8 protein-coding genes are annotated in these 7,382 nt (G+C 43.6%); 6 read left to right on the top strand and 2 right to left on the bottom strand.

The genetic code is table 11. The annotated features are described in order from the left end of the window. The 4 genes from Q8R38_02865 to Q8R38_02850 form a co-directional block, all read left to right on the top strand. Positions 1 to 813 (top strand): HAMP domain-containing sensor histidine kinase (locus Q8R38_02865; protein MDP3790967.1); only part of this gene is annotated, 813 nt, incomplete at its 5' end. A 43-nt stretch (positions 814 to 856) separates the two neighbouring features. Further along, on the top strand, positions 857 to 2,137 hold the full coding sequence (locus Q8R38_02860; GenBank protein MDP3790966.1) for a glycosyltransferase: 1,281 nt from the start codon (positions 857 to 859) through the stop codon (positions 2,135 to 2,137). A 1-nt stretch (position 2,138) separates the two neighbouring features. Then, on the top strand, positions 2,139 to 2,726 hold the full coding sequence (locus tag Q8R38_02855) for a hypothetical protein (protein MDP3790965.1): 588 nt from the start codon (positions 2,139 to 2,141) through the stop codon (positions 2,724 to 2,726). A gap of 69 nt (positions 2,727 to 2,795) precedes the next feature. Next, positions 2,796 to 3,635, top strand: coding sequence for a hypothetical protein (locus Q8R38_02850; protein MDP3790964.1), 840 nt, complete (start codon positions 2,796 to 2,798; stop codon positions 3,633 to 3,635). A gap of 8 nt (positions 3,636 to 3,643) precedes the next feature. Here Q8R38_02850 and Q8R38_02845 read toward each other — a convergent pair whose 3' ends face one another. Then, a complete protein-coding gene (locus Q8R38_02845) occupies positions 3,644 to 5,239 on the bottom strand; it encodes a carbamoyltransferase C-terminal domain-containing protein (GenBank protein ID MDP3790963.1) in 1,596 nt (531 codons plus the stop codon). Between the two features lie 109 nt (positions 5,240 to 5,348). Beyond that, entirely contained in the window at positions 5,349 to 5,804 is a 456-nt protein-coding gene (locus Q8R38_02840) for an NUDIX hydrolase (protein ID MDP3790962.1), read from the bottom strand. Positions 5,805 to 6,346: 542 nt separating this feature from the next. Here Q8R38_02840 and Q8R38_02835 point away from each other — a divergent pair. Both Q8R38_02835 and Q8R38_02830 read left to right on the top strand, forming a co-directional pair. After that, positions 6,347 to 6,757 (top strand): hypothetical protein, encoded by a 411-nt coding sequence (locus Q8R38_02835; GenBank protein ID MDP3790961.1) that lies wholly within the window; start codon positions 6,347 to 6,349, stop codon positions 6,755 to 6,757. Between the two features lie 76 nt (positions 6,758 to 6,833). Continuing rightward, positions 6,834 to 7,382, top strand: a 549-nt coding sequence (locus Q8R38_02830; protein MDP3790960.1) for a hypothetical protein, incomplete at its 3' end; no start/stop codon positions are given.

Raw genomic sequence — 7,382 nt, 5'->3', positions numbered from 1 at the left:
GCCACCGCGCTGGATAAAGCCCTGCTTTACGAAATGTTGCAGATCACAAACAAGAAGCTGGCGGAATCGAACGAAGCGCTCAAAATGCTCGATACTGCGAAATCCGAATTTATCTCAATTGCCTCGCATCAGCTGCGGGCGCCGCTGACGGTCATTAAGGGCTACGTCTCGATGACGCTCGAAGGGAGTTTCGGTAAGGTGACGGAAAAAACGAAGGGCGCGCTCTTAAAGGTGGCGGTATCTGCCGAGCAACTCATTAAACTCATCGGTGACATGCTCAACCTCTCGCGCATGGAGTCGGGGAAGATCCAGTACCGGTTTGTCGAGGCCGATCGCGTTGCGGTTGCCAAGGGCGTTATTGATGAATATCAGCCCGAGGCCAAGAAACGCGGGTTGGAGATTCTTTTCGATAACAAACTTCCTGGGGAATTCCTCATGAAGTTCGATCCGGATAAGATTCGGGAGGTGGTCATCAATCTCGTCCATAACGCCATCAAATACACGCCGAAAGGAAAGATCACCGTGGAGCTTTCGCAACATGACGGGGTGAACGATCGCGTGCGCCTGGCCGTGTGCGATGAGGGTATGGGCATCAAGCCCGGGGACATCAGTCGGCTATTCACCAAATTCGTTCGCACCGACCAGGCCCAAATCTCCGATCCTAACGGCATGGGTATCGGGCTTTACTTTGTCAAACGCGTGGCCGAAGACCACGGCGGCAGAGTGTGGGCGGAGTCGGAGGGAATCGGCAACGCCAGCACGTTCGCTGGGGTGTTGCCGCCCCCCGCAGTGGTGCGGCCGACGAAGGAGTGAAACGACTGAGGACGCCGATGAAAAGTGCTTAAAAGGAAAAGCAATGGCGAAGTCAGTTGGGGTTCCACCGGCGGAATTCCTTATGCTTAAGAAAACTAAGAAAGTTGCAATATTTGTTGGTGGCGAATTTATCCCTTCCTTTAGTGGTGCTGCTAATAGATTCCACTATCTGTCTCAGGCACTACATAATTGCACTGAGACAGATATGCTGGTTATTCTTTGCGACAGGGGTTGGTCGGATATTAAGCAGATAAGAAAGGAAAAGTTTAAAACATATTTAGTTCACCCAGATTTATTTAGAAATGTTGATTTTCTGGAGGGCATCCTAAAGGCAGAAAATGTAGATATTTTGCAATTTCCAGTTCTTGAATTGATAGTAGAGCTGGGAATACAGCTTTCATATAGACTGAACAGACATCTAGTTTTTGAAGCGCATTACGAAGACTATGAATTTGCGAAGGCCATAGGGGCATCGCAATTTACTCTGAGTGGTATAAGCTACCTTCAAAATACTTTTGGGAAATATTTTGATAAAGTCATTGCTCTAAGCAACGAAGATCGGAAATTGAGCAAAAACTTGAGAGTTAGTGAAAGTGAGATAGCTATTATTCCAAGCGGGGCAAATATTGCTGAATTTCCAGAAAACTGCTTTGATCCATTGTCAAGAAAAATTGTGTTTTTGGGCAATCTTTATTTTAGCGTAAATTTGAAGGCTCTAAAATTAATTAAGAAAATTATTTATCCTTGTTTAAAAAAACAGGGGTTTAAATTCTATATCATTGGTGACATTGCGAGCGTCGAGAAAGAGAAGCTCGAAGAGAAAAACTTTATCATCAAGGGCAAGCAAGCTAACCTCTATAGAAATTTTAACAGATCAACTTTTGGATTGGCCCCTGTGCTTTCTGGCTCCGGCATGAGGATAAAAATTTTGAATTACCTAAACGCCGGAATTCCTGTTATAACCACAAGTCAAGGGGCAAAAGGCTTTCAAAGAAAAGACTTATTAATCATTGAGGACGATTTAAGAGAATATCCCTTAATCATAGAGAAACTGTTAAAAGAGAAGCAGCTATTAAAAAGGCTCTCCATAGAGGGCAGAAAATTTATAGAAGAAAATATGTCCTGGGAAGTCATCGCCAAAAAGGTTGCAAGGGAATACGATGTCCTTCTTTCTCAAGATGTTAAACCTAAAGAAGATATAATCGATGAGGTTCTAAGAATCAAATTTGGAGATCCCCCTTGGATAAAGGAGGTTATCGAAGGTAAAAGGTTTAAAAGAAATAAGCCGTATGTTGGAGTGGGGAGATATTTGAAGATAAATTAATATGAGAAAGATAATTGCACTGGAAGGACTACGCTGCGCCGGAAAGACGACCTTCCTTAATAAACTGAAAGAAAGCAATCCTGAATTTTGCTGTGTACCAGAATTGTACATACAAACAGAAAGATACGACCCGGATGAATTGATAAGAGAAAAATATGCGAAGGCCGAAATTCAAAAAAAGAAGGATATTTTAAACATTAATAAACATGTAGTATACGACAGATCGTTCCTATCGACATTGGCGTTTGCTTATGCAAAATATAGGATCACAGGCAATAGAGATGACCATGATTTTTATAGAACATTCTTGAGTGATAATAGGGGAAACATTGTAATGCCCGACTACATTTTTGTATTCACTATAACTCCAAAGGTAAGCATTGAAAGGGGGCGAAAAGTGGTACGAGACAATACACTAGATTTTTGGCAGAACGAAGCGTTTCTTCAAAATTTTTCTGATTTTTACAATTCAGATGAATGTAAATATGTAGTAAACGAAGATAAGATTATTTCAGTAGATACAATGAACAGGACAGAGCAGGAGACCTATGAGTTTATTATTAACATGCTTAGGGAAGGTTGCAAATAATTGCATTGGTTTGATCATAAAGTTTACGATGATCTCCGCACCACGTCATATCACAGGGGAACAAGAAATATGGAAGGGATAAAAATGGTTAGGCACTTAGAAGAGGTCAAGGGGGAAGAGATGAATCGAGATGCAGATATAGATCCAAAAGAAATTGATCTACTTATAAACTATTATGTACCTGCTATCTTGGAAGACATTGAATCTGGCAAGTATGATCGCATAGTAGTTATTAGTAGTGACAAGCTAAGATCAATGAGAACCGCGGACATCTTAAAAGATGAAATATCAAAACGTGTAAATATTCCAATTGAGCAGGAAATTGACCCACGTACTTCATCGGAAATTCATGGAGAATATAAAAGGGGAGTTAATATAAGGAACCCTCTTATCAAGAAGGCAAAATTCATTTTCTTGCAAGAAGCTTTCGAAAAGGGGAATATTTGGTATAGATATGGATCGGTCACAAACGATTCTGATGAAAAAGCTTATCCCGAACTTGCTGAAATATTTGCCTCACCAGGGGAGAGCCAGGCAGAATTAAACATCAGGATGTACAGATTTATCCTTGATTTGCTCCAGAAAATTGAGGAAGAGCCGAAAACTTTGTATATTTTATCTGCTCACCACATTGTCATGTCTACGCTCTTATCACTTATGTATATTGTAGATAAAGCTGGCGCCCACATTTCCTTACTGTATCATCCGCTAGGTGAGATGTATAAAGACGAAAACAAAGCCACAGAGGAAATGATAGGCGGCTGGGAGAATTTCTACAATTTCTATAAAACTAGAAACTATATTTTTGACATAGATGTCTCTAAGTTGGAGCAAATGCGCGGGACTATTCAATCTGAGCTTGATATATTTTTAGCTAGATATATGCAGCATTATGGCAAACCTATCTAATAACAACCTCATTTACTCTCAGAGAACTTGATAATATGGCCGTTATATACAATTCCCTTGGGACCATCTATTCTGTCATAAATATTTAGACTTTCTTCAATCTTGTTGGCAAGTGGTTCTCCTTGCAGGTTTAGCGATGTATTCAAGAGCGCATATACTCCCGTTCTTTCGCCAAATATTTTAATCAAATCATAAAGGAATTTATTTTCACTCTTGCTTACTGTCTGCACTCTTGCGCTATTATCTATATGAACTGCACCAGCTACCTTTTCTTTTTGAGATGCTATAACCTTGTATCTGTACAACATGTAGGGGGACTGCCCAGGGCCAATAAAATATTCCCCAACTTTGTCTTCTAGAACTACCGGGGCAACCGGTCTGTAAGACTCCCTCCGTTTAATTTTTTCACTAAGCCTTACCTTAATTTCTAAACTATCTGGTCTTGCAATGAATGATCTATTTCCTAACGCTCTCGGGCCGACTTCAGACTTTCCATTATGTAAAATTAATATTCCATTTTTTAGTAATATATCCACTGCTTTTTCTAGGGTTTCTGAATTATAATCATATTGCTCAACTCCTTCTCCTAAATAAGGTAGATCCACAGTAGGTCTCTTATTCAGTACTTGAGTGATCAAAATGCACAATGATCCAAGGGATTGACCTGTGTCATCACAACAGGGTGGAACAAAATGTTTAAAATTAGGGTACTTTTCTATAACTCTCGTATTCAAATCTAGATTTAGACTAGCTCCTCCAGTCAATATCATCGCCTCCTCATCCGAAGAAGCTCCTTTTATTATAAAGTCAATGTTTTCCATTCTTTTCTCTACAAAAAATCTATGAAGTGTGGCTGCGAAATCTCTGGCGTCATTGGTTTGTTTCGTGGCTTGTCCTTGTAAACTCCTCATAGAGCTCCTCTCCAGGATTTTCAAGACCTCCGAGTAATCAGTTTTTTCTATTTTCTCAAAATTTTTATCAAGAAAATTGTAATACTCATCTCTAATCTTCCCGGAAGCAGCCAGTGCCATTAACTTGCCTTCTGGCGGGTTTTTAGAATGAAGTTGTGATCCAAAAATAAATGCGGAACAGACTCCATAAGTTTTACCAGTTATAAAGCCTTGTAAAGGCAAATGTTGTTTGAGGATTTTATCCCCACATCCCTTAAAAACAGCCACGCATTCATTATTATTTGTGACTGGATCGATATCTCCTCCTCCATCACAGGAAATTATTATTGCGCTTTTATATTTCGTACAGAAATATGTCCCCGCATGAGAAAGATGGTGGTTTGTGATTAAGACATCCTTTTCAGATCCGAGAAGATTAATCTTTTTCCAATGAGGCCCCCTGATCCTTTTTTCGTTCGCATTTATGATGTCATCGTTGGTCAAATGTGGATTGTTGAAAGTTGTCATCGACCAATACCCGACATCCTTAACATGTTTTCCAAGTAAGTTGAGACCGTACCGAGTTAAATATTCCATTTCCTCTTGTGTACATGCTTTCTTTTTTTCTCTGAAGACCCTTTCGGCTTCCAAGACAAGAACGACTTTATTGTCTATAGCAAAGGAGACTGAAGAATCATGATAATTAAACGCCATGCTACAAGAAACACTCCCTTCTGATTTGTATGAGAACACTTTTTGTGAATGGGCGTAGGAGACCATAATACTCTCAGATGTTAAAAAGCCAAAAAGCATTGCATGCGAACTAGCTAATACCAATAAACGGGTCTTCGGAGACTTCAAAGTTTTGTATATTGTCCCAAAACGTATATCGTAGTCTTTCGGGGAATACTTTCAGCTCTTGCAATTCTTCCTTTGAGAACCATCTTGTCTCTTCTACTGACCCGTTTGGATCAAGATCGACATGCTGCAAATCCAGATCTTGTTCGTGGGAGAGCCTTGCCAACCAAAACATTTCTATGCACACCATCTTTTCAGATCCATGAAACTCTTGCACATATAACAGTCTTTGTATATCTATCCTCAACCCAGTTTCCTCAAATACTTCTCTTTTGGCGCATTCTAAAATGTTCTCACGTTTAAACTCCCACTCACCGCCTGGAGCATACCAGAAGGCTGCTCCTGTGTTTCTAACCAGTAAAACCTTGTTAGTTGTTCCATCATATATTATTGTGCGCGCTATGGGTTTAAGTATTTTCATATTTTTATTGATCCTATAGACATCATACTATGAAATGATACTTATACCTCCCGTTAAAGCCCATAAAAAAGGTTTTGCGGGGGAATGCCAGTCCGATTTCATAGTGTGCGCTCTATAGACCAGAGCCTAGCATATTTTTACTGATTGGAATAGCAATCAGCAAATGATGGCGGGGCACTTTGTCAAACGCGTGGCCGAAGACCACGGCGGCCGCGCCTGGGCGGAATCGGAGGGGTTGGGAAGGGGCAGTACGTTCGTGGTGGAATTGCCGCTTTCAAAGAGCGCGTAAGGTGGGTGTATCCCGAAACAACACACGCCCGGGCTTTTGCTTGGGCGTGTTCCATGTCAGCGTGTGTCTCTTTCGGGTATAATATAGCGGACATCTGGACCAAACCATGACGTGGTGGCGTCGAGACGGTTTTTGCATCCATTGTTTGCCGATCATTACCCGGTCGTCGCATCGCGGAGAGCGTTTCGTTTCTTCTGTCGAGTCCCTTGCGCGACAGTTGGCGGTCCGGTGCGGATGGCGGTGCTTTGGCCTGGTGAATTCGGCAAAATTGGCGAGCGCGATGGAACGCATATGCGCACAAGCACTACTCGGGTTATTACGTGCGTGCGGTCTTGCGCGCTTTACCGCCATCAAGGAGCGCAAAAGCATCTTTAACCGGTCGCTGGTGGTGATTGACGAGGCGAGCCGCCGCGGCTATGGAACAAGGGTGCTGCGTCTTTGCGGCCGGGAAACGCACTACTTCGAACTTTGCGCCGGGCGCGCGATCCATTTTCGGGGGTTGCCCCTTGCGGACGGGCAGGCGCTAAGCGGTATTCCCTTTGGTATTATTGAGGCAAACAGCCTTCCTTACATTGATATGCACCACTTTCCCGTCACCGGAGCGCCGCGCAACGTCGCCGGCGCGATTCTTGACGAGGTTGAGCGGCGCTATTGCGAGGGGTGACGGCAAAAGGCCGAGAAATCTTGTCTTATGAAAGTAGGCGGCAGTTCCCTGAAAACCTATTGAGGGGGGGCGGAAGATGGCTGAGCAAGCGGAAGAGACCTCGGTGCGGCTCCTTGATGTGCTGATCCGGTTCGTGGACTTTCTCTACGCCGCGCTTTTTGTCGCGATCGTGCGCGAGTCGTACGAATGGGTTATTCTGGGCAGTGTTCCGACGGTCTATGAGCGGACCTATCGGCTTGCTCTTATCGCGGCGGTATTTTACTTTTTCGCGCGGGATTGGCTGCACGGACGGATCCTGACGATCAGGAACCCGTTCACCCGTTATCGTCGGTTCTTTACCGAAGTGGCCATTGCCGTTGCCGGCTATGGCGCCGCAGTCGGCGCCGCGCGCGGGGAAGTAACCTTTGTGTTCTATGTTGCATTCATGCTCGCGATGCGCGCCGTGTGGGCTTGGGGGACGATACGGGAGCATCCCGGAAGCAGTGACCGGCGGGAGATCAGCGTCCTTCGCGACTTCCAGCTCCTGGTGGGTCTGCTGGTGGCCGTGACAGGTTTTCTCTGGCACCTCCTCGGAGACGAAATGGTAACAATGGGGCTGGCCGTGCTCTTTATCGTCGGCGGGTGG

This window comes from Candidatus Omnitrophota bacterium (genome assembly GCA_030695905.1).
Taxonomy (GTDB): Bacteria; Omnitrophota; Gorgyraeia; order 2-01-FULL-45-10; family 2-01-FULL-45-10; genus CAZHPY01.
The sequence above is the reverse complement of the archived record's forward strand: the minus strand, read 5'-3'. Positions and strand labels throughout refer to the sequence as shown.